This window comes from Enterobacter cloacae complex sp. ECC445 (assembly GCF_021892025.1).
Taxonomy (GTDB): Bacteria; Pseudomonadota; Gammaproteobacteria; order Enterobacterales; family Enterobacteriaceae; genus Enterobacter; species Enterobacter chengduensis.
This window is the reverse complement of the sequence record NZ_JAKLRZ010000023.1, coordinates 115494-139509: the sequence shown is the minus strand read 5'-3', so window position 1 is coordinate 139509 and position 24016 is coordinate 115494. Positions and strand designations below refer to the sequence as shown.

Annotated in this window: 19 protein-coding genes; 15 read left to right on the top strand and 4 right to left on the bottom strand. The window is 57.1% G+C overall.

What is annotated here, in order from left to right:
• The first annotated feature begins 248 nt into the window (after positions 1–248).
• From metA to aceK, 4 genes are all read left to right on the top strand, one after another.
• The gene (metA, locus tag L6R44_RS18050) at positions 249–1178 is read left to right on the top strand and encodes a homoserine O-acetyltransferase MetA (protein ID WP_237424989.1); all 930 of its coding nucleotides are present in this window, start codon (positions 249–251) and stop codon (positions 1176–1178) included.
• Between the two features lie 270 nt (positions 1179–1448).
• Complete coding sequence (gene aceB / locus L6R44_RS18045) at positions 1449–3050, top strand: malate synthase A (protein WP_237424988.1); 1602 nt, start codon at positions 1449–1451, stop codon at positions 3048–3050.
• Positions 3051–3081: 31 nt separating this feature from the next.
• Positions 3082–4386, top strand: coding sequence for an isocitrate lyase (gene aceA / locus L6R44_RS18040; protein ID WP_023334117.1), 1305 nt, complete (start codon positions 3082–3084; stop codon positions 4384–4386).
• A gap of 56 nt (positions 4387–4442) precedes the next feature.
• Positions 4443–6194 (top strand): bifunctional isocitrate dehydrogenase kinase/phosphatase, encoded by a 1752-nt coding sequence (gene aceK / locus L6R44_RS18035; RefSeq protein WP_237424987.1) that lies wholly within the window; start codon positions 4443–4445, stop codon positions 6192–6194.
• Positions 6195–6216: 22 nt separating this feature from the next.
• Here aceK and iclR read toward each other — a convergent pair whose 3' ends face one another.
• The gene (gene iclR, locus L6R44_RS18030) at positions 6217–7044 is read right to left on the bottom strand and encodes a glyoxylate bypass operon transcriptional repressor IclR (protein WP_139156886.1); all 828 of its coding nucleotides are present in this window, start codon (positions 7042–7044) and stop codon (positions 6217–6219) included.
• Positions 7045–7236: 192 nt separating this feature from the next.
• Between iclR and metH the strand changes: the two genes are divergently transcribed.
• The 5 genes from metH (at position 7237) to rluF (ending at position 14428) form a co-directional block, all read left to right on the top strand.
• Positions 7237–10920, top strand: a complete 3684-nt coding sequence (gene metH / locus L6R44_RS18025) for a methionine synthase (RefSeq protein WP_237424986.1) — start codon at positions 7237–7239, stop codon at positions 10918–10920.
• Positions 10921–11036: 116 nt separating this feature from the next.
• Complete coding sequence (locus tag L6R44_RS18020; RefSeq protein ID WP_237424985.1) at positions 11037–12668, top strand: Na/Pi cotransporter family protein; 1632 nt, start codon at positions 11037–11039, stop codon at positions 12666–12668.
• A gap of 142 nt (positions 12669–12810) precedes the next feature.
• Complete coding sequence (locus L6R44_RS18015; RefSeq protein ID WP_032644658.1) at positions 12811–13161, top strand: type II toxin-antitoxin system RelE/ParE family toxin; 351 nt, start codon at positions 12811–12813, stop codon at positions 13159–13161.
• Between the two features lie 2 nt (positions 13162–13163).
• Positions 13164–13502 carry a helix-turn-helix domain-containing protein gene (locus L6R44_RS18010; protein ID WP_032644659.1) on the top strand — a complete coding sequence of 113 codons (339 nt, stop codon included), beginning with the start codon at positions 13164–13166 and terminating at the stop codon, positions 13500–13502.
• Positions 13503–13555: 53 nt separating this feature from the next.
• A complete protein-coding gene (rluF, locus tag L6R44_RS18005) occupies positions 13556–14428 on the top strand; it encodes a 23S rRNA pseudouridine(2604) synthase RluF (RefSeq protein ID WP_032644660.1) in 873 nt (290 codons plus the stop codon).
• Here the strand turns inward: rluF and L6R44_RS18000 are convergent, their stop codons facing one another.
• From L6R44_RS18000 to lysC, 3 genes are all read right to left on the bottom strand, one after another.
• The gene (locus L6R44_RS18000) at positions 14429–14701 is read right to left on the bottom strand and encodes a DUF3811 domain-containing protein (RefSeq protein WP_003860346.1); all 273 of its coding nucleotides are present in this window, start codon (positions 14699–14701) and stop codon (positions 14429–14431) included. It abuts the gene before it with no gap.
• 50 nt (positions 14702–14751) lie between these two features.
• The gene (panS, locus tag L6R44_RS17995) at positions 14752–15696 is read right to left on the bottom strand and encodes a ketopantoate/pantoate/pantothenate transporter PanS (protein ID WP_032644662.1); all 945 of its coding nucleotides are present in this window, start codon (positions 15694–15696) and stop codon (positions 14752–14754) included.
• A gap of 93 nt (positions 15697–15789) precedes the next feature.
• The gene (gene lysC / locus L6R44_RS17990) at positions 15790–17139 is read right to left on the bottom strand and encodes a lysine-sensitive aspartokinase 3 (RefSeq protein ID WP_032644663.1); all 1350 of its coding nucleotides are present in this window, start codon (positions 17137–17139) and stop codon (positions 15790–15792) included.
• 374 nt (positions 17140–17513) lie between these two features.
• On the opposite strand from lysC, the gene pgi reads away from it, so the two are divergent.
• From pgi to psiE, 6 genes are all read left to right on the top strand, one after another.
• On the top strand, positions 17514–19163 hold the full coding sequence (gene pgi, locus L6R44_RS17985; protein WP_237424984.1) for a glucose-6-phosphate isomerase: 1650 nt from the start codon (positions 17514–17516) through the stop codon (positions 19161–19163).
• Positions 19164–19530: 367 nt separating this feature from the next.
• Positions 19531–19773: an exopolysaccharide production protein YjbE gene (yjbE, locus tag L6R44_RS17980; protein ID WP_013095034.1), complete on the top strand. Its 243-nt coding sequence runs from the start codon at positions 19531–19533 to the stop codon at positions 19771–19773.
• A gap of 63 nt (positions 19774–19836) precedes the next feature.
• The gene (locus L6R44_RS17975) at positions 19837–20475 is read left to right on the top strand and encodes a YjbF family lipoprotein (protein WP_237424983.1); all 639 of its coding nucleotides are present in this window, start codon (positions 19837–19839) and stop codon (positions 20473–20475) included.
• On the top strand, positions 20472–21209 hold the full coding sequence (locus L6R44_RS17970; protein WP_237424982.1) for a capsule biosynthesis GfcC family protein: 738 nt from the start codon (positions 20472–20474) through the stop codon (positions 21207–21209). The genes L6R44_RS17975 and L6R44_RS17970 overlap by 4 nt, the downstream gene beginning before the upstream one ends.
• Positions 21209–23305 (top strand): YjbH domain-containing protein, encoded by a 2097-nt coding sequence (locus tag L6R44_RS17965; protein ID WP_237424981.1) that lies wholly within the window; start codon positions 21209–21211, stop codon positions 23303–23305. Before L6R44_RS17970 ends, L6R44_RS17965 begins: the two co-directional genes overlap by 1 nt.
• 193 nt (positions 23306–23498) lie before the next feature.
• Positions 23499–23909, top strand: a complete 411-nt coding sequence (gene psiE, locus L6R44_RS17960; RefSeq protein ID WP_021242727.1) for a phosphate-starvation-inducible protein PsiE — start codon at positions 23499–23501, stop codon at positions 23907–23909.
• Positions 23910–24016: the final 107 nt, after the last annotated feature.

Genomic DNA, 24016 nt, shown 5'->3' with positions numbered 1-24016 from the left:
CTCAGAAGTGAAACGCCGTAGCGCCGATGGTAGTGTGGGGTCTCCCCATGTGAGAGTAGGGAACTGCCAGGCATCAAATAAGAAGAACCCCGTACCGTAAGGTGCGGGGTTTTTTGCTTTTGTTTTTCACCCTCTCCTTGAAACTTTCTCACCTTCCGCTTGCAGACTCGACATTATCCTCGTTTCTGGGTATCGTTAGCTATCTGGATGTCTAAACGTTTATACGTATGCTGTGAGGATACAAAGCTATGCCGATTCGGGTGCAGGACGAGCTACCAGCCGTCAATTTCTTGCGTGAAGAAAACGTCTTCGTCATGACGGCTTCGCGTGCGACAGGTCAGGAAATTCGCCCGCTGAAGGTGCTTATTCTCAATCTGATGCCAAAAAAGATCGAAACAGAAAACCAGTTCCTGCGTCTTCTGTCGAACTCCCCGCTGCAGGTCGATATTCAGCTGCTGCGAATCGATGCCCGGGAGTCACGCAACACGCCTTCTGAACACCTGAACAACTTCTACTGTAACTTTGATGACATTCAGGGTGAAAACTTCGACGGCCTGATTGTTACCGGCGCCCCGCTCGGTCTTGTTGAATTTAACGATGTCGCCTACTGGCCGCAGATCAAACAGGTTCTGGAGTGGGCAAAAGATCACGTCACGTCTACGCTGTTTGTCTGTTGGGCGGTGCAAGCCGCACTGAATATTCTTTATGGCATCCCCAAGCAAACCCGCACTGAAAAGCTCTCCGGCGTATACGAACACCACATTCTTCATCCACATGCCTTACTGACGCGCGGTTTCGATGACTCTTTCCTGGCCCCGCATTCTCGCTACGCCGATTTCCCGGCCCAGCTGATTCGTGATTACACCGATCTGGAGATCCTGGCCGAAACGGAAGAGGGTGATGCTTATCTGTTTGCCAGCAAGGATAAGCGCATTGCTTTTGTGACCGGGCATCCCGAGTACGATCCGGATACCCTCGCGTCAGAGTATTTTCGTGATGTTGAGGCGGGTCTTAATCCGGATGTACCGTACAACTACTTCCCGAAAAATGATCCGCAAAACAAACCGCGAGCAACCTGGCGCAGCCACGGGAACTTGCTGTTCACTAACTGGCTCAACTATTACGTCTACCAGATAACGCCATACGATCTGCGTCACATGAACCCAACGCTGGAGTAATCTTCTGCACTAGACGATCCTAAAGCGTTTCAGCTATTCGCATCAGGCACCTTCGGATGCCTTTTTTATTTCCGAAATTCTATTCACCATTCTATATAAATTTAATTTCAACAAAATCAAGCAATTAATTTCATTTGAAAATTAAAATGGAAATTGTTTTTGATTTTAGAAAAAATACAGATAGTCTTAATTCTGCTGAGCGAAAACTACCCAACGATCTTTCGTTCGCATTGGGGGCGTGATTTTGGATCTTTGATGAGGAGCAGAGTAATGACTCAACAGGCAACGACGGTCGATGAACTGGCCTTTACCCAGCCATATGGCGAGCAAGAACAGCAGGTTTTGACGCCAGAAGCGGTAGAATTTCTGACTGAACTGGTGACCCGGTTTACGCCGCAGCGTAACAAGCTGCTAGCAGCACGCATTCACCAGCAGCAGGAAATTGATAACGGCAAGTTGCCTGGTTTCATTTCGGAAACCGCTTCCATTCGTCGTGGCGAGTGGAAAATTCGCGGGATACCTGAGGATTTACAGGATCGCCGCGTCGAAATCACCGGTCCGGTAGAGCGCAAAATGGTGATCAACGCCATGAACGCGAACGTGAAGGTCTTTATGGCTGATTTTGAGGACTCGCTGGCACCGGACTGGCGTAAGGTCATCGAAGGGCAGATCAACCTGCGCGATGCTGTGAACGGCACCATCAGCTATACCAACGAAGCCGGTAAAATCTACCAGCTGAAACCGAATCCGGCGGTGCTGATCTGTCGCGTACGCGGTCTCCATCTGCCTGAAAAACACGTCACCTGGCGTGGGGAAGCCATACCGGGCAGCCTGTTTGATTTCGCACTCTATTTCTTCCACAACTACAAGAATCTGCTGGCAAAAGGCAGCGGCCCCTATTTCTATCTGCCAAAAACGCAGGCCTGGCAGGAAGCGGCCTGGTGGAGCGAGGTCTTCAGCTACGCGGAAGATCGTTTCAACCTGCCGCGCGGCACCATCAAGGCCACGCTGCTAATTGAAACGCTGCCAGCCGTATTCCAGATGAATGAAATTCTGCACGCCCTGCGCGACCACATTGTCGGCCTGAACTGTGGACGCTGGGACTATATTTTCAGCTACATCAAAACCCTGAAAAACTATCCCGATCGCGTCCTGCCGGATCGCCAGGTCGTGACCATGGATAAACCGTTCCTCAGCGCCTACTCGCGTCTGCTGATCAAAACCTGCCACAAGCGCGGCGCCTTTGCGATGGGCGGCATGGCGGCCTTTATCCCGAGCAAAGACGCCGAGCGCAACAATCAGGTGCTCAACAAGGTGAAGGCCGACAAAGAGCTGGAAGCCCGTAACGGTCACGACGGGACGTGGATTGCCCACCCAGGCCTGGCCGATACGGCAATGGAAGTCTTTAACCGCGTCCTCGGCGACAACAAAAACCAGCTGTTTGTCACGCGTGAAGACGATGCCCCAACGGCTGAAGAACAGCTGCTGGCGCCGTGCGCGGGCGAACGTACCGAAGAGGGCATGCGCGCTAACATTCGCGTCGCCGTGCAGTACATTGAAGCATGGATCTCCGGTAACGGCTGCGTGCCGATCTACGGCCTGATGGAAGATGCCGCAACGGCGGAGATTTCTCGCACCTCTATCTGGCAGTGGATCCACCATCAAAAAACCCTCAGCAACGGCAAGCCGGTGACCAAATCCCTGTTCCGCCAGATGCTGGCCGAAGAGATGCGGGTGATCCAGGACGAGCTGGGCGAACACCGGTTCAGCAGCGGACGCTTTGACGACGCTGCGCGCCTGATGGAGCAAATCACCACATCAGATGACTTAATCGACTTTCTGACCCTGCCGGGCTACCGCTTCCTGGCGTAATCCACCACATAACAATATGGAGCATCTGCACATGAAAACCCGTACCCAACAAATCGAAGAACTGAAGAAAGAATGGACACAACCTCGCTGGGAAGGCATCCGCCGTCCTTACAGCGCGGAAGAGGTGGTGAAATTACGCGGCTCGGTTAACCCGGAATGCACGCTGGCGCAGAACGGTGCGGCGAAGATGTGGAAGCTGCTGCACGGTGGTTCCAAAAAGGGCTATATCAACAGCCTGGGTGCGCTGACCGGCGGTCAGGCGCTGCAGCAGGCGAAGGCCGGCATTGAGGCTATCTACCTCTCCGGCTGGCAGGTCGCGGCGGACGCCAACCTGGCCTCCAGCATGTATCCGGATCAGTCGCTCTATCCGGCTAACTCCGTGCCGTCGGTGGTAGATCGGATCAACAATACCTTCCGCCGTGCGGATCAGATCCAGTGGGCCGCCGGTATTGAACCTAACGATCCGCGCTTCATCGACTACTTCCTGCCGATCGTCGCGGATGCGGAAGCGGGCTTCGGCGGCGTGCTGAACGCCTTTGAACTGATGAAATCGATGATTGAGGCCGGTGCAGCGGCCGTTCACTTCGAAGACCAGCTGGCGTCAGTCAAGAAATGCGGCCACATGGGCGGTAAGGTACTCGTTCCAACACAGGAAGCGGTTCAGAAGCTGGTTGCCGCGCGTCTGGCGGCTGACGTGCTCGGCGTGCCGACGCTGGTGATTGCCCGTACCGATGCGGACGCGGCGGACCTGATCACCTCTGACTGCGACCCCTACGACAGCGAGTTCATCACCGGCGAGCGCACCAGCGAAGGGTTCTATCGCACCCATGCGGGTATCGAACAGGCGATCAGCCGCGGCCTGGCGTACGCCCCTTACGCTGACCTGGTCTGGTGCGAAACCTCCACGCCGGATCTGGCGCTGGCAAAACGCTTCGCTGATGCTATTCACGCGAAATACCCGGGCAAACTGCTGGCCTACAACTGCTCGCCGTCCTTTAACTGGCAGAAAAAGCTGGATGACAAAACCATCGCCAGCTTCCAGCAGCAGCTGTCCGACATGGGCTACAAATACCAGTTCATCACCCTGGCGGGCATCCACAGCATGTGGTTCAACATGTTCGACCTGGCGCATGCCTATGCGCAGGGTGAGGGCATGAAGCACTACGTCGAGAAGGTGCAGCAGCCGGAATTTGCGGCTGGCAAAGACGGTTATACCTTCGTGTCTCACCAGCAGGAGGTGGGCACCGGCTACTTTGATAACGTGACCACCATTATTCAGGGCGGCACCTCCTCCGTCACCGCCTTAACGGGTTCAACGGAAGAAGCACAGTTCTGATGTTTTCCCCCTCTCCCCTTTGGGGAGAGGGTTAGGGGGAGGGGTAAGGGGAATTTATGTCGCGTGGCCTGGAATTACTGATTGCCCAAACTATTTTGCAGGGCTTCGATGCCCAGTATGGTCGTTTTCTTGAAGTGACATCCGGCGCGCAGCAGCGCTTCGAACATGCTGACTGGCATGCGGTACAGCAGGCCATGAAGCAGCGTATCCACCTCTACGACCACCACGTGGGTCTGGTGGTGGAGCAGCTGCGCTGTATTACCGACGGTAAAAGTCCGGATGCGGATTTTTTACTGCGCGTGAAGGAGCACTACACCCATCTGTTACCCGACTATCCTCGCTTCGAGATTGCGGAGAGCTTTTTCAACTCCGTCTATTGCCGGTTATTTGACCACCGCTCGTTATCTCCTGAGCGGTTATTTATCTTCAGCTCCCAGCCTGAACGGCGCTTTCGAACCATTCCCCGTCCGCTGGCGAAGGATTTCTTCCCCGATCGCGGATGGGAAAAGCTCCTGCACCGCGTGCTAACGGATTTGCCGCTGCGCCTGCCCTGGGAGAATAAAAGCCGGGATATCGGGTATATCCACGCGCATCTCAACGAAGCCTTCGGCCCGGAGGTGCTCGGCTGCAGCCATCTGCAGGTGGCCAACGAGCTGTTCTACCGCAATAAAGCCGCCTGGCTGGTGGGCAAACTGGTTACGCCGACCGCCATCGTGCCGTTTTTGTTACCGATCCACCGTACCGACGACGGGGAACTGTTTGTCGATACCTGCCTGACCACCGGCGCCGAGGCCAGCATCGTATTTGGCTTCGCCCGCTCCTATTTTATGGTTTATGCGCCGCTGCCTGCCGCGCTGGTGGAGTGGCTGCGCGAAATCCTGCCGGGCAAAACCACCGCCGAGCTGTATATGGCGATTGGCTGCCAGAAGCACGCCAAAACGGAAAGCTATCGCGAATACCTGCGCTATGTCACCGCGGCCGATGAGCAGTTTATCGAAGCGCCCGGCATTCGCGGCATGGTGATGCTGGTCTTTACGCTGCCGGGCTTCGACCGGGTGTTTAAGGTGATTAAAGACCGGTTCGCGCCGCAGAAAGAGATGACCGCCGCGCACGTCCGCGCCTGCTATCAGCTGGTCAAAGAGCACGACCGCGTCGGGCGCATGGCGGATACCCAGGAGTTCGAAAACTTTGTGCTCGATAAGCAGCAGATCGACCCGGCGCTCATGGGGCTATTAATGCAGGAAGCGCCCGCGAAAATCACCGATCTTGGTGACAAAATCGCGATTAGCCATCTCTACATTGAGCGTCGTATGGTGCCGCTGAATATCTGGCTGGAGCAGTCTGAAGGTCAGGCGCTGCGCGATGCGATAGAAGAGTACGGCAACGCGATTCGCCAGCTTGCCGCCGCCAATATTTTCCCGGGCGATATGCTGTTTAAAAACTTCGGCGTCACCCGTCACGGGCGGGTGGTGTTCTACGATTACGATGAAATTTGCTACATGACCGAGGTGAACTTCCGCGATATACCCCCGCCGCGCTACCCGGAGGATGAGCTTTCCGGCGAGCCGTGGTACAGCGTTTCACCGGGCGATGTGTTTCCGGAAGAGTTTCGCCACTGGCTGTGCGCCGACCCCCGCATCGGGCCGCTGTTCGAAGAGATGCATGAAGATCTGTTTCGCGCCAGCTACTGGCGCGGGCTGCAAACGCGGATCAAAAATGGGCACGTCGAGGATGTGTATGCCTACCGCCGCAAGCAGCGGTTTTGCATCCGTTTTTCTCCCTCTCCCTGTGGGAGAGGGCCGGGGTAAGGGCATCAGGCCGCATTCAATTTTAACGCATCCCACCGTACGCCAGCGTCACCTCTTTCGCCGCCTTAATCACAAGCGCACCCAGCTCGGTCACGCGGTCGTCGGTCATGCGCGAAATCGGCCCGGAGATGGAGATAGCGGCAAACGGTTCGCGGTGCTCGTCAAAAATACAGGACGCCAGGCAGCGCAGGCCCAGGGCATGTTCTTCATCATCAAACGAATAGCCGCGCTTGCGGGTCAGCGCCAGATCTTCTTTCAGATGCACGGGCGAAACCAGCGTGGCGTGGGTATAGGCGTGCAGACCTTTGCGGTGCAGTAGCCCCGTCACCTGCTCCTCGCTGAGCTGCGAGAGAAACGCTTTCCCCGCTCCGGACGCGTGCATCGGCAGCTTGCCGCCAATCGGCGCGGACATGCGCATCAGCTGCGTGCACTGCACCTGGTCGATGATGATGGCCTGATGGTCGCTCTGGTCCAGCACCGCCAGGTTTACGGTCTCGCCGGACTCCTCCATCAGCTTGCGCAGAATCGGGTGAACAATCGCCAGCAGGTTGCGGCTCTGCAGAAAGCTGCTGCCAACGATAAACGCATGCGCGCCCACCGCCCAGTGCCCCAGCTCGCCGACCTGGCGGACAAAACCCAGCTGCTGCATGGTGGTCAGCAGGCGATGCGTCGTGGAGTTCGGCAGGCCTGCCTGCTGGGCCAGCTCCGTCAGGGCCACGCTGCTGTGCGACTCGGCTATCCACTCCAGCAGCTTCAAACCGCGCGTGAGCGATTGAACCTGTCCGCCCTGCGGTGCGGCGGGGGTAGCAGCAGGTTTTCTGCCGCGTTTAGCGGGAACGGTCGCGACCATGACGATCTCCTTTTTCTGTATCGTGGAAATCATTTTCGTTTTATTTGGTGAATTTGCAACCGTATCCTGACTGATCGGATGAGTGATGGTGAACATGTCTCATGTTACCGCTGCGCGACTTTTCCGCCCTGCAAGATTGTGCCAGTATGGAACGCAGCCTTTTGGCCTTGTTGAGCGTTGTCGGGAGCAAGTGTGAGCAGCAAAGTAGAGCAACTGCGTGCGCAGTTAAATGAACGAATTCTGGTGCTGGACGGCGGTATGGGCACCATGATCCAGGGCTATCGTCTCAGTGAAGATGATTTCCGCGGCGAACGCTTTGCCGACTGGCCATGCGACCTGAAAGGGAACAACGACCTGCTGGTGCTCAGCAAGCCGTCCGTCATTAAGGATATCCACAACGCCTACTTCGAAGCGGGTGCGGATATCGTTGAAACCAACACCTTCAACTCGACAACCATCGCCATGGCGGATTACCAGATGGAATCCCTGTCGGCGGAGATCAACTTTGAGGCGGCTAAACTGGCCCGTGCCTGCGCCGACGAATGGACGGCCCGCACGCCGGACAAACCGCGTTACGTGGCCGGGGTGCTTGGCCCAACCAACCGCACCGCGTCAATCTCACCGGACGTCAACGATCCGGCGTTTCGTAATATCACCTTCGATCAGCTGGTCGCAGCCTACCGTGAATCGACCAAAGCGCTGGTGGAAGGCGGTTCCGATCTCATCCTGATTGAAACGGTTTTCGACACCCTCAACGCCAAGGCCGCCATTTACGCGGTAAAAGAAGAGTTCGAGGCGCTGGGCGTTGATCTGCCAATCATGATTTCCGGCACCATCACCGACGCTTCCGGCCGCACCCTGTCCGGCCAGACGACCGAAGCGTTTTATAACTCTCTGCGCCACGCCGACGCGCTCTCCTTTGGCCTGAACTGCGCGCTGGGGCCGGATGAACTGCGCCAGTACGTGCAGGAACTTTCGCGCATTGCGGAATGCTACGTCACCGCGCACCCAAACGCCGGTCTGCCGAACGCCTTTGGTGAATACGATCTGGATGCCGACACCATGGCGGCGCAAATCCGCGAGTGGGCCGAGTCTGGCTTCCTGAACATCGTCGGCGGCTGCTGCGGCACCACGCCAGAGCACATCGCCGCCATGAGTAACGCCGTGGCCGGGCTGCCGCCGCGCAGGCTGCCGGAGCTTCCCGTTGCCTGTCGTCTGTCCGGCCTTGAGCCGTTGACCATCGGCGACGACAGCCTGTTTGTGAACGTGGGTGAGCGTACTAACGTTACCGGTTCGGCGAAGTTCAAGCGCCTGATCAAAGAAGAGAAATACAGCGAAGCGCTGGACGTCGCCCGCCAGCAGGTGGAAAGCGGCGCGCAGATTATCGATATCAACATGGACGAGGGAATGCTCGACGCCGAAGCGGCGATGGTGCGTTTCCTCAACCTGATTGCCGGTGAGCCGGACATCGCCCGCGTGCCGATCATGATCGACTCCTCCAAGTGGGAGGTCATCGAAAAAGGGCTGAAGTGCATTCAGGGTAAAGGCATCGTCAACTCCATCTCGATGAAAGAGGGCGTGGATATCTTCATCCACCACGCGAAAATGGTCCGCCGCTACGGTGCCGCCGTGGTGGTAATGGCCTTTGACGAAGTGGGCCAGGCCGATACCCGCGAGCGCAAAATCGAGATTTGCCGCCGCGCGTACAAGATTTTGACCGAAGAGGTGGGCTTCCCGCCGGAAGACATCATCTTTGACCCGAACATCTTCGCCGTGGCGACCGGCATTGAAGAGCATAATAATTACGCGCAGGACTTTATCGGCGCGTGCGAGGACATCAAGCGCGAGCTGCCGCATGCGCTCATCTCCGGCGGCGTGTCGAACGTGTCGTTCTCGTTCCGCGGCAACGACCCGGTGCGTGAAGCGATCCACGCCGTGTTCCTCTACTACGCCATTCGTAACGGGATGGACATGGGGATCGTCAACGCCGGCCAGCTGGCCATTTACGACGACCTCCCTGCCGAGCTTCGCAACGCGGTAGAAGACGTGATCCTTAACCGCCGCGACGACGCCACCGAGCGCATGCTTGACCTGGCGGAGAAATACCGCGGCAGCAAGTCGGATGAATCGTCCAACGTACAGCAGGCCGAGTGGCGTTCCTGGGACGTGAAGAAGCGTCTGGAATATTCGCTGGTGAAAGGCATTACCGAGTTTATCGAGCAGGACACCGAAGAGGCGCGCCAACAGGCAGCCCGCCCGATTGAGGTGATCGAAGGCCCGCTGATGGACGGCATGAACGTGGTCGGCGATCTGTTCGGCGAGGGCAAAATGTTCCTGCCGCAGGTGGTGAAATCCGCCCGCGTGATGAAGCAGGCCGTGGCGTACCTGGAGCCGTTTATCGAGGCCAGCAAAGAGAAAGGTTCCAGCAACGGCAAGATGGTGATCGCCACCGTGAAGGGCGACGTCCACGACATCGGCAAAAACATCGTCGGCGTGGTGCTGCAGTGCAATAACTACGAAATTATCGATCTGGGCGTCATGGTCCCGGCGGATAAAATCCTTAAGACCGCGCGCGAGGTGAACGCCGACCTGATTGGCCTTTCCGGGCTGATCACGCCATCGCTGGACGAAATGGTCAACGTGGCAAAGGAGATGGAGCGTCAGGGCTTCACTATTCCGCTGCTGATCGGCGGTGCGACCACCTCCAAAGCGCATACGGCGGTAAAAATCGAACAGAACTACAGCGGCCCGACGGTCTACGTGCAGAACGCCTCGCGCACGGTGGGCGTGGTGTCCGCGCTGCTCTCCGACATCCAGCGCGACGAGTTTGTTGCGCGCACCCGCAAAGAGTACGAGACCGTCCGCATTCAGCACGGGCGCAAGAAGCCGCGCACCCCGCCCGTTTCACTTCAGGCCGCGCGCGATAACGATCTGGCGTTTGACTGGTCCAGCTATACGCCGCCGGTGGCGCACCGTCTGGGCGTGCAGGACGTTACCGCCAGCATCGAAACGCTGCGTAACTACATCGACTGGACGCCGTTCTTTATGACCTGGTCGCTGGCGGGCAAATACCCGCGCATCCTGGAAGATGAGGTGGTGGGTGAAGAGGCGAAGCGCCTGTTTAAAGACGCCAACGACATGCTCGACACGCTGAGCGCAGAGAAAACCCTCAACCCGCGCGGCGTCGTGGGCCTGTTCCCGGCGAACCGCGTGGGTGACGACATCGAAATTTACCGCGATGAGACCCGCACCCACGTGCTGGCGGTCAGCCGCCATTTGCGCCAGCAAACCGAAAAAGTGGGCTTCGCCAACTACTGCCTGGCCGATTTCGTCGCGCCGAAGCTGAGTGGTAAAGCCGACTATATCGGCGCCTTCGCGGTAACCGGCGGTCTGGAAGAAGATGCCCTGGCGGACGCGTTTGACGCGCAGCACGATGATTACAATAAAATCATGGTGAAAGCGATTGCCGACCGCCTGGCGGAAGCCTTCGCCGAGTACCTCCACGAGCGCGTGCGCAAGGTGCACTGGGGCTACGCGGCTAACGAGAATCTCAGCAACGAGGAGCTTATTCGCGAAAACTACCAGGGGATTCGCCCGGCGCCGGGCTATCCGGCCTGCCCGGAGCACACCGAAAAAGGCACCATCTGGAAACTTCTCGATGTTGAGGCCCATACGGGGATGAAGCTCACCGAGTCGTTCGCCATGTGGCCGGGTGCCTCTGTTTCCGGCTGGTACTTCAGCCACCCGGACAGCAAGTACTTTGCCGTGGCGCAGCTGCAGCGCGATCAGATCGAAGATTACGCCCTGCGCAAAGGCATGAGCGTGTCAGAGGTTGAGCGCTGGCTGGCCCCGAATCTCGGCTACGACGCCGACTAAAATCACTTTTCCTTACAACAAACAGGGCGCTCATGGGGCGCCCTGTCTCTTTCTTACGTTTTAACCCTTATACTGAACCTAAGGAAAATGAATAACGATAAGGAGGAAAACCTTCCGTGCTGACGTTGTTACACCTGCTTTCCGCAGTCGCACTGCTCGTATGGGGGACCCATATCGTCCGTACCGGCGTGATGCGCGTCTTTGGCGCCCGTTTACGCACCGTCCTCAGCAGCAGCGTTGAGAAGAAGCCGCTCGCCTTCTGCGCGGGCATTGGCGTCACGGCGCTGGTTCAGAGCAGTAACGCTACAACCCTGCTCGTCACCTCCTTTGTGGCGCAGGATCTGGTGGCGCTCGCTCCGGCGCTGGTCATTGTGCTGGGCGCCGATGTGGGTACCGCGCTGATGGCGCGTATCCTGACGTTCGATCTCTCCTGGCTGTCACCGCTGCTGATTTTCATCGGCGTCATCTTCTTCCTTGGCCGCAAGCAGACCCGCGCCGGGCAGCTCGGGCGCGTGGGTATTGGCCTGGGGCTGATCCTGCTGGCGCTGGAGCTGATTGTGCAGGCGGTGACCCCGATAACCCAGGCCAACGGCGTTCAGGTCATCTTCGCCTCGCTGACCGGTGACATCATGCTCGACGCGCTGATCGGGGCGGTGTTTGCCATCGTCAGCTACTCCAGCCTGGCGGCGGTCCTGCTGACGGCGACCTTAACCGCAGCCGGAGCGATCTCCTTCCCGGTGGCGCTGTGTCTGGTCATTGGTGCCAACCTGGGATCTGGCCTGCTGGCAATGCTCAACAACAGCGCCGCCAACGCTGCCGCCCGCCGCGTGGCGCTCGGCAGCCTGCTGTTTAAGCTGGTGGGGAGCCTGATTATCCTGCCGTTTGTGCACCCGCTGGCGAACCTGATGGATAACCTCTCGCTGCCGAAGGCGGAGCTGGTGATCTATTTCCACGTGTTCTACAACCTGGTGCGCTGCCTGGCGATGGTGCCTTTTGCGGCGCCGATGGCCCGCTTCTGCGAACGTCTCATTCAGGATGAACCGGAGCTGGATGCGCGCCTGAAGCCGAAGCATCTGGATACGTCCGCGCTGGATACCCCGGCGCTGGCGCTGGCGAATGCCGCGCGCGAGACGCTGCGCATGGGCGACGCAATGGAAACCATGCTCGAAGGCCTGCAAAAGGTGATGCACGGCGAGCCGCGTGAAGAGAAAGAGCTGCGCCGATTAGCGGACGATATCAACGTGCTTTATACCGCCATTAAGCTCTATCTGGCGCGCATGCCGCAGGACGAGCTGGCGGAAGAGGAGTCTCGCCGCTGGGCGGAAATCATCGAGATGTCGCTTAACCTTGAGCAGTCTTCCGATATCGTTGAGCGTATGGGCAGCGAGATCGCCGACAAATCGCTGGCCGCACGCCGGGCGTTCTCCGGGGAAGGCCTGAAGGAGCTGGAAGCGCTCCACGAACAGCTGTTGAGCAACCTGAAGCTGGCGATGCTGGTCTTCTTTTCCAGCGACGTGCCGAGCGCGCGCCGCCTGCGCCGCAACAAGCATCGTTTCCGCATTCTGAACCGCCGCTACTCGCACGCCCACGTTGAGCGCCTGCATCAGCAGAACGTGCAGAGTATCGAGACCAGCTCTCTGCACCTGGGGCTGCTGGGGGACATGAAGCGTCTCAACTCGCTGTTCTGCGCGGTGGCCTACAGCGTGATGGAACAGCCGGATGAAGACGACGAGCGGGATGAGTATTAATCTCTGAAAGCGCCTCGCAGATTCTGGCCGCGAGGCGTGACCAAATCCTGAAGAAAACATAACGTAGTTCCACGAGTCGCGACGTGCTCGTGGAGTAACGTTATTGTTTGATGGTGTATAAAATTTTATACAAGGATGTGGTATGCTTTCACAAAGGCCAGTCATAAGGCCGATTGCATGGATGGGAAGTGCATTTGACGATCTACGCGGTTTTCCAGAAGAAATTCGCAGAGATGCTGGCTATCAGCTACACCGGCTGCAGGCTGGCCTGGAGGCGGCGGACTGGAAGCCGATGTCTGAAATTGGCAAAGGCGTGGCGGAAATACGGCTTCGTGGGAACATGGGGGCTTATCGAATCCTTTATTTAGCCCGTTTTGACGATGCGGTGTATGTGCTGCATTGCTTTAACAAAAAAACGCAGCGTACAACAAGCCATGATAAGCATATCGCCAGGACACGCTTTCAGGCCGTACTTGATGCCCGGAGGAATTGAATATGCGAGACCGTGTTGATACAAAAATTCGCCACGTGACGGCGGCAGAAGCAAATATTTTTACTGAACTGGGCTTCGAAGAGAATGAGGCCGAGCGACTACAAGACAGCGCTGAAAAAGAGGTTGAGCAACTGCTGGCGATCAAGCGACAGCTCATGCAGGAGATTTCCTCATGGATTGCTGAAAACAAGCTTCGCCAGGCGGATGCCGCTGTCCGATTAAATGTATCCAGACCACGTGTCTCCGACGTGGTGAATCTTAAAACTAATAAATTTACGCTCGACACGCTGGTCATGATGCTGGGTAAACTTGGAAAACCCGTCTCAGTTACCGTCGGCTAATCTTTTTTTCCAGCCCGTACCTAAGGTATATTTCGCCCTTCACAGGAGAAACTATGCTGCCAACTCAATCAACCCGATTAAACAAATACATTAGCGAGAGCGGGATCTGCTCACGTCGCGAGGCGGACCGTTACATTGAACAAGGTAACGTGTTTCTTAACGGCAAACGCGCCACCATCGGCGATCAGGTGGTGCCTGGCGATGTGGTCAAAGTGAATGGTCAGGTCATCGAACCGCGTGATGCCGAAGACCTGGTGTTTATCGCGTTGAACAAGCCGGTTGGGATTGTCAGCACCACGGAAGACGGCGAGCGGGACAACATCGTTGATTTCGTGAACCACAGCAGCCGTATCTTCCCGATTGGCCGTCTGGATAAAGACTCGCAGGGGCTGATTTTCCTCACCAACCACGGCGATCTGGTCAACAAAATTCTGCGAGCCGGTAACGACCACGAGAAAGAGTACATTGTGACGGTGAATAAGCCGGTCACGGACGACTTTATTCGCGGCATGGGCGCCGGCGTGCCGATCCTCGGTACCGTCACGAAAAAGTGTAAGGTGAAGAAAGAAGCGCCGTTCGCGTTCCGCATTACCCTGGTGCAGGGCCTGAATCGTCAGATCCGCCGCATGTGCGAGCACTTTGGTTATGAAGTGACGAAGCTTGAGCGCACGCGCATCATGAACGTCAGCCTGTCCGGTATCCCGCTGGGCGAGTGGCGTGACCTAACGGACGATGAGCTGATCGAGCTGTTCAAGCTTATCGAAAACTCTTCGTCCGAAGCGAAGCCGAAGGCCAAAGCCAAACCGAAAGCTCAGGCGATTAAACGCCCGGTGGTGAAGGCGCCGCAGGCGGAAGAGAAAGGGCGAGGCAAGCCGGGCAACGGAAAACGCTTTACCCAGCCGGGGCGCAAAAAGAAAGGGCGCTGATTAGCGCCTTCCGCGGGTAGAGGTATTGGCCGACCAGGAAAAGGTCGCCTCTGCATCGGGTTTATAAGCCTGCTCTTTTTTCAGCTTGCGGGCTTTTTTCGCCGCGGCCTCACGCTGCGCCATCAGCTTATCGATGTACTCTTTTTTAACCTGATTGGTTTCGGCGTTGGTCAGCGTGCGGCCATGCGCGATGCGGGCGCGGTCGAGAAGCGTTTTCAGTTCGCGCTGCTCGGCTTCGGTCATGTCTTTCTGGGTTAAACGTGGTGTCGCCATTGCTGAAGCCTCCTGATAGGGAGGCTTCAGTGTAAAGCAAGCCGCGTCAATTAACCCTGCTTCACCGCATCTTTTTTCGTTTGTTCATCAATTGGTTTGCCGGACCAGTATCCCGCCAGCAGCGAACCGGAGAGGTTATGCCAGACGGAGAACAGCGCGCCAGGCAGGGCCGCCAGCGGGGAGAAGTAAATTTTACCGAGCGCCGCCGCCAGGCCGGAGTTCTGCATGCCCACCTCGATTGCCAGCGTGCGGCAGGTCGATTCGTCAAAACCAAACAGCTTCCCGCCCCAGTAGCCGCCCAGCAGGCCAATGGTGTTATGCAGCACCACCGCGACGATCACCGCAAACCCGACGGAAGCAATATGCGATGCGGAACCGGCTACCACGGCGCTGATGATGGCCAGAATACAGACCATCGAAAACGCAGGCAGGTAGGGCTCAACCGCTTTCACCACGCGCGGAAAAAGATGGTGAATGACCAGCCCCAGCGCAATCGGGATCACCACTATCTGCAGAATGCTCACCAGCATGCCCATCACGTCCACCTGAATATGCGCGTCCACGTACAGGCGGGTTAACAGCGGCGTGGCAATTACGCCCACCAGCGTGGAAACGGATGAAATAGTGACGGAGAGGGCCACGTCACCTTTCGCCAGATAGATCATGACGTTGGACGCCGTGCCGCTGGCCACGCTGCCTACCAGCACCATCCCGGCGGAGAGATCGGGCGGCATCTTAAAGGCCATCGCCAGCAGCCACGCCGCGAGCGGCATCACCAGGTAGTGCAGAAATATTCCTGCCGCGACGGGCGCAGGGCGAGACAGCACGCGTTTAAAGTCGTCGATTTTCAGATGCACACCCATGCCGAACATGATCAGCATTAGCAGCGTGGTAACCCACGGACCAATGCCGGTGAACGCGGTGGGCGTGTAATAGGCGAGTACGGAGAGCAGCAGCGCCCATAACGGGAACAGCCGCGTGATGGCGGATAACATAATGGATTCCTTGCAGTATTGTCGTGTTGTTTAGTTATGAAAAAGCCGGGTCTGTGCCCGGCTTATTGATATTGTTTAACGTGCTAACGAATTTTATTCAAACAAATTCTGATGAAGTTTCTGCACGACCTGCTCGGCCTGGTCGGCTGGGACCAGGAAGCAGAGGTTATAGCTGGATGCGCCGTAGCAGATCATGCGGATGTTGAACGGGTCGAGCACGCCAAACACCTCTTTGCCCACGCCGCAGGCGCGCGACAGCTTGTTGCCAATGATGGCAACCAGCGCCAGGTCTTCTTCCACTTCCACGCGGCACAGTTCAGACAGCTCAATCAGCAGCGACTGCGTCAGCAGCGTGTCGCCGGTGGAGGTTGAGCCGGTGGTGTCCAGCGTCAGGGCAATGCTAACTTCAGAGGTGGTGATCAGATCCACCGAGATATTGTGGCGCGCAAGAATGCCGAACACTTCCGCCAGGAAGCCGCGGGAATGCAGCATATTGTGGCTGTGCAGCGTCACCAGCGTCTGGCGACGGCGCAGGGCCAGGGCGCGGAACAGCGGCGGGTTTTCCGTTTTCTTGCACACCAGCGTCCCGCCGGCTTTCGGATCTTTACTGGAGCCGACGAAGACCGGAATATCGCTGCGCACGGCAGGCAGCAGCGTGGCCGGGTGCAGCACCTTCGCGCCGAAGGTGGCCATTTCCGCCGCTTCTTCAAACGCGATCACATCAATACGTTTCGCCGCGGAAACGACGCGCGGGTCGGTGGTGTAGATGCCCGGAACGTCAGTCCAGATATCGACGCGCGTGGCGTGCAGGGCTTCGCCCAGCAGCGCGGCGGTGTAGTCGCTGCCGCCGCGGCCAAGCGTGGTGGTGCGGCCTTTCGCTTCGCTGCCGATAAAGCCCTGGGTAATCACGATACCGTCTGCCAGACGCGGTGCCAGCTGCTGACTGGTCAGCTCCGCCAGCGCCTCAACGTCCGGCTCGGCCCGGCCAAAGCGGTCGCTGGTACGCATGATTTTACGCACGTCAAACCACTGCGCCTGAACGTTACGCTCGCGCATGATTTCAACAAACAGCAGGGTGGACATCAGCTCGCCGTGGCTGACCAGCTCGTCGGTCAGGGCGGTGGAGGTGGCCAGAGACGCCGCTTCTGCCAGGGTGGTGATATTTTCCAGCAGGCGTTCCACTTCTTCGCGGATCACGTTCGGGTTCTGCAGACGCTCAAGGATGTTGAACTGAATTTTGCGCAGTGCATCCAGCTTCACGAAACGTTCTGTCGCTTCCAGTCCTTCAGACAGAGAAACCAGCAGGTTCGTCACTCCGGCGGAGGCAGATAGCACCACCAGTCGGGTATTCGGATCGGCCAGCACCACATCGGCGCTGCGGTTCATGGCATCGTAATCGGCCACACTGGTGCCGCCAAATTTGGCGACCACAAAACTCGTCATAACAACCTCGTGTCAGGGAATGAATAAGCGACCTTGGCACAAGAGTGAAACGAAAACAGGTGCAGGCGCAAAATACGGCCCTATAAATAAAATGCGGGGGAGGTCCTGTCAATGCTGGGATTATGCGGATTTTTTATGGGGGGGTACCCCTGAGAAACAGGACTTATAACAGGGCCATATTTTATGCTCCGTTTTACCCTGTTTTGACCGACATTTCGCCGCCCCGGGAAGGCGCTTCAGCAGCTATACTTTTCGGGTCTTTTCACCTGCGTTTGATGCAGGCCAGGGCAATGGCATAAAAACCATCACAATTTTTATTTGCAGGCGCTACAATCGACCGCAGTCACAATTCTCAAATCAGAAGAGTATTGCTAATGAAAAACATCAACCCAACGCAGACCGCTGCCTGGCAGGCACTCCAGAAACATTATGATGAAATGAAAGACGTCACCATCGCGGATCTGTTCGCGAAAGATGCCGATCGTTTCACGAAATTCTCCGCGACCTTCGACGACCTGATGCTGGTGGATTTCTCCAAAAACCGCATTACCGAAGAGACGCTGGCAAAGCTGCAGGATCTGGCGAAAGAAACCGAGCTGGCGGACGCCATCAAATCCATGTTCTCCGGTGAGAAAATTAACCGCACCGAAGACCGTGCCGTGCTGCACGTGGCCCTGCGTAACCGTAGCAATACGCCAATCATCGTTGACGGCAAAGACGTCATGCCGGAAGTGAACGCGGTGCTGGAAAAGATGAAAACCTTCTCCGAAGCGATCATCTCCGGTAGCTGGAAAGGCTACACCGGCAAAGCGATCACCGACGTGGTGAACATCGGTATCGGCGGTTCCGATCTCGGTCCATTCATGGTGACCGAAGCGCTGCGCCCGTACAAAAACCACCTCAATATGCATTTCGTGTCTAACGTCGATGGTACCCACATCGCCGAAGTGCTGAAGAACGTGAACCCGGAAACCACGCTGTTCCTGGTGGCGTCTAAAACCTTCACGACGCAGGAAACCATGACCAACGCCCACAGCGCGCGCGACTGGTTCCTGAAAACCGCGGGCGACAACAAGCACGTAGCGAAACACTTCGCGGCGCTGTCCACCAACGGTAAAGCGGTTAGCGAGTTTGGCATTGATACCGCGAACATGTTCGAGTTCTGGGACTGGGTTGGCGGCCGCTACTCCCTGTGGTCTGCGATTGGCCTGTCCATCATCCTGTCCGTGGGCTTCGACAACTTCGTTGAGCTGCTGTCCGGCGCGCACGCGATGGATAAACACTTCTCCACGACCGCACCAGAGAAAAACCTGCCGGTGCTGCTGGCGCTGATCGGTATCTGGTACAACAACTTCTTCGGCGCTGAAACCGAAGCGATCCTGCCGTACGACCAGTATATGCACCGTTTTGCGGCCTACTTCCAGCAGGGCAATATGGAATCCAACGGTAAATACGTTGACCGTAACGGCAACGCGGTGGATTACCAGACTGGCCCAATCATCTGGGGCGAGCCGGGCACCAACGGTCAGCATGCCTTCTACCAGCTGATCCACCAGGGCACCAAAATGGTACCGTGCGATTTCATCGCCCCGGCTATCACCCATAACCCGCTGTCTGACCACCATCCGAAGCTGCTGTCGAACTTCTTCGCGCAGACCGAAGCGCTGGCGTTCGGTAAATCCCGTGAAGTCGTTGAGCAGGAATACCGTGACCAGGGTAAAGATCCGGCAACCCTGGAGCACGTGGTGCCGTTCAAGGTGTTCGAAGGCAACCGCCCAACCAACTCTATCCTGCTGCGCGAAATCACGCCGTTCAGCCTGGGCGCGCTGATTGCCCTGTACGAGCACAAAATCTTCACGCAGGGCGCGATCCTGAACATCTTCACCTTTGACCAGTGGGGCGTTGAGCTGGGCAAACAGCTGGCAAACCGTATTCTGCCAGAGCTGGGTGACGATAAAGCGATTGCCAGCCACGACAGCTCGACAAATGGTTTGATCAACCGTTATAAAGCCTGGCGTGCATAATTAAAACGCCATGAAAACGTGCCGGCTTAATGCCGGCATTTTTTTATCGGATAATTCCTGATGTCTGTTAGTTAACTCAAATTATGGCTCTGAGTTTAATCCGAAAAAGACGCTTAACCCGTTAATTGCTGCGGTTTATTTTAAGAAAATACGCAGAAGATAACTAATATTATTATATTATAACTCCTTGTTTTGTATTGGTTATGTATTTTTAATATTTGTCTTTCATTTCGATTTTATCCATTAGTCTGAAAACCCTACCCCTATTTCCCCGTACGGCAAACCCGCGGCTTGAGTTGTGTATACTCGATTCCGCCTGAAATTCTTTTCGGGCAAATCTCCATTCATTCATTGAAGGGAAATTGTTATGAAGAAAGTACTGTATGGCATTTTTGCCATATCTGCGCTTGCGGCGACATCTGTCTATGCAGCTCCGGTTCAGGTCGGGGAAGCAGCAGGGTCGGCAGCGACGTCTGCGTCTGCGGGAAGTTCTACCGCGGCCAGCACCAGCACCGTAAGTTCAGCCGTGGGTGTCGCGCTGGCGGCAACCGGTGGCGGTGATGGCTCCAATACCGGAACCACGACCACTACGACAACCAGCACCCAGTAAGACCGGGTGTTTTAATCATAACCACACTTCGGTGTGGTTATTTCGCCCCTTCGGAGAAGAGTCGTGAAGCGACCTGCAATCATTCTGATTTGCCTGCTGCTGCAGGCGTGCTCGGCCACCACCAAAGGGCTGGGACATTCCCTGTGGGAAAGCCTGTTCGGCACACCCGGCGTGCATCTGACCGATGACGAACTGCAAAACATGCCTTATGCCAGCCAGTACATGCAGCTTAACGATGGCCCGCAGCTGTTTGTGGTGCTCGCTTTCGATGAAAACGGGCAGCAGAAATGGGTGACGCAGGATCAGGCCACCATCGTGACGCAGCACGGCCGCATAGTGAAAACGCTGCTCGGCGGCGACAACCTGCTGGAAGTGAATAATATCGCCGACGACCCGCTGATCAAGCCGAACCAGATCGTCGACGGCGCAGGCTGGACGCGCACGATGGGCTGGACCGAACACAAGCAGGTGCGTTACGCCACGGCGCATTCCACCTTCCGCTGGGATGGCACCGACAGCGTGAAGGTCGGCAGCGACGAAACGCAGGTTCGCGTGCTGGATGAAGCGGTCGCCACCGACCAGGCTACCTGGCACAACCGCTTCTGGATCGACGAGGAAGGGCAGATCCGCCAGTCCTTGCAGTATCTCGGTGCCGGTTTCTTCCCGGTGAAAACCACGCTGATCAAGGCCGCAAAATCATGAGAACAATTATCCGCGTTGCGCTAATTGCGAGCCTTGCCACCCCCGCGGCGTGGTCTGCAGGAACGGTGAAGGTCTATACGCCGGACAGTGAAAAACCTAAAACCTTAACCCACGCCGAGCATCTGCTCGATCTTGTCGGGCAGCCGAGGCTCGCCAACAGCTGGTGGCCGGGGGCGGTGATCGCTGAACGGCAGAAAACCGCTGAAGCGGAACAACAGCATAAGGCGCTTCTTGCCAGGCTAACGGGACTTGCGGAGCAGGAAGACGGCGACGACGCGGCGGCCATTAACAGCGTCCGCCAGCAGCTGCAGGCGCTGAAGGTGACGGGCCGTCAGAAGGTGAATCTTGATCCGGACGAGGTGCGCGTCACGGAAAACGGCAACCCGACGCTGGAAGGGGAGTATACGCTCTGGCTTCCGGAGAAGCCGACGACGGTGACCGTGATGGGGCTTATCAGCAGCCCGGGCAACAAGCCCTTTACGCCGGGACGCGACGTGGCGAGCTACCTCGACGAGCAGAGCCTGCTCAGCGGTGCCGATAACAGCTACGCCTGGGTGGTTTACCCTGACGGGCACACGCAAAAAGCGCCGGTGGCTTACTGGAACAAGCGCCATATCGAACCTATGCCGGGCAGCATCATTTTTGTCGGTTTTGCCGACCATTTCTGGACGAAGGCGTATGACGGGCTTAACGCCGATATCCTTCACTCCCTGATTCAGCGGATACCGGAATAATGAAAAGACCTTATCTCTACAGCATGCTGGCGCTCTGCGTGAGTGCCGCCTGCCATGCAGAAACGTATCCGGCACCCGTTGGCCCGTCTCAGTCAGACTTCGGCGGCGTCGGTTTACTGCAAACCCCCACCGCGCGTATGGCGCGCGAAGGGGAAATCAGCCTTAACTACCGCGATAACGACCAGTACCGCTACTACTCGGCGTCGGTGCAGCTGTTCCCGTGGCTTGAAACCACGCTGCGCTATACCGACGTGCGGACGAAACAGTACAGCAGCGTGGAGGCATTCTCCGGCGATCAGACCTACAAAGATAAAGCCTTCGACCTCAAGCTGCGCCTCTGGGAAGAGAGCTACTGGATGCCGCAGGTGTCCGTGGGCGCCAAAGATATCGGCGGGACCGGCCTGTTTGACGCGGAATACATTGTGGCCAGCAAGGCCTGGGGGCCGTTCGACTTCTCGCTCGGTCTTGGCTGGGGCTATCTGGGCACCAGCGGCAACGTAAAAAACCCGTTTTGCTCCTACAGCGATAAATATTGCTACCGCGATAATAGCTATAAAAAAGCCGGTTCAATTAACGGCGATCAGATGTTCCACGGCCCGGCGTCGCTGTTTGGCGGCGTGGAATACCAGACGCCGTGGCAGCCGCTGCGCCTGAAGCTGGAGTACGAAGGGAATGACTATTCGCAGGAATTCGCCGGAAAGATTGAGCAGAAGAGCAAGTTTAACGTCGGCGCCATTTATCGCGTCACCGACTGGGCCGACGTTAACCTCAGCTACGAGCGCGGCAATACGGTGATGTTCGGCTTCACGCTGCGCACCAACTTTAACGACATGCGGCCGCACTACAATGATAACGCGCGGCCTGCCTACCGGCCGGAGCCGCAGGATGCCATTCTGCAGCACTCCGTGGTGGCAAACCAGCTGACGCTGCTGAAATACAACGCCGGTCTGGCGGATCCGAAGATTCAGACCAAAGGCGATACGCTTTACGTCACCGGCGAGCAGGTGAAATACCGCGACTCGCGGGAAGGGATCGAGCGCGCCAACCGGATCGTCATGAACGATCTGCCGGAGGGGATCCGCACGATCCGCGTGACGGAAAACCGCCTCAACCTGCCGCAGGTCACCACCGAAACGGACGTTGCCAGCCTCAAGCGCCACCTGGAAGGCGAACCGCTGGGGCATGAAACCGAGCTGGTGCAAAAACGCGTTGAGCCGATTGTGCCGGAGACCACCGAGCAGGGATGGTATATCGACAGATCGCGCTTCGATTTCCATATCGATCCGGTGCTGAACCAGTCCGTCGGCGGGCCGGAAAACTTCTACATGTATCAGCTGGGCGTCATGGCGACGGCGGATCTGTGGCTCACCGACCACCTGCTGACCACCGGCAGCCTGTTCGGCAACATCGCCAACAACTACGACAAGTTCAACTATACCAACCCGCCAAAAGACTCGACGCTGCCGCGCGTGCGTACCCGCGTGCGTGAGTACGTGCAAAACGATGCCTACGTGAATAACCTGCAGGCCAACTACTTCCAGTACTTCGGCAACGGTTTCTACGGCCAGGCGTACGGCGGCTATCTGGAAACCATGTACGGCGGCGCGGGGGCGGAAGTGCTTTATCGCCCTGTCGACAGCAACTGGGCGTTCGGGATTGACGCCAACTACGTCAAGCAGCGCGACTGGCGCAGCGCGCAGGACATGATGAAGTTCACCGACTACAGCGTCAAAACGGGCCATCTGACCGCCTACTGGACGCCGTCGTTCGCGCCTGACGTGCTGGTGAAGGCCAGCGTCGGCCAGTATCTGGCAGGCGATAAGGGCGGCACGCTGGATATCTCCAAACACTTCGACAGCGGCGTCGTGGTGGGCGGCTACGCCACCATCACCAACGTCTCGCCGGACGAATATGGGGAAGGGGACTTCACCAAAGGGGTCTACGTGTCGATTCCGCTGGATCTCTTCTCGTCAGGCCCAACCCGCAGCCGTGCGGCGGTGGGCTGGACGCCGCTGACGCGTGACGGGGGCCAGCAGCTTGGGCGTAAGTTCCAGCTGTATGACATGACCAGCGATAAGAACGTTAACTTCCGCTGATGCCCCTCACCCTAACCCTCTCCCCAAAGGGGAGAGGGGATCGCTCGGCGCTGTCTTTTCCACCTCGCCCCTTTGGGGAGAGGGCCGGGGTGAGGGGAATCCTCTCCGTTGCGCCAAACATAAACAAAAAATATAGATCCCCGTCACATTTTTGCGTTATACAGGAATCTCGCCCTGGAGAATGAGGTGCTGTATGACATCCCTGACTCGCCCGCGCGTTGAGTTTATCTCAACTGTCCTCCAGACCGTGCTGAACCTCGGTCTGTTGAGCCTTGGCCTGATACTGGTCGTCTTTTTGGGTAAAGAGACGGTGCATCTGGCGGATGTACTGTTCGCCCCTGAACAAACCAGCAAATATGCGCTGGTGGAAGGCCTGGTGGTCTACTTTCTCTACTTTGAATTTATCGCCCTGATTGTGAAGTATTTTCAGTCCGGCTTTCACTTCCCGCTGCGCTATTTTGTCTACATTGGGATCACCGCGATAGTGCGGCTGATCATCGTCGATCATAAATCTCCCCTCGACGTGCTGATCTACTCGGCGGCGATCCTGCTGCTGGTGATCACCCTCTGGCTGTGTAATTCGAAGCGGCTGAAGCGCGAATAAAAAAATGGCGCTCCTAAGAGCGCCTAACAACAGTCACAAGTTTACTCTTCATATTTTACGCTGCTGATGCGTTGGCTGCGTTCGCTCACCCCAGTCACTTACTTTAG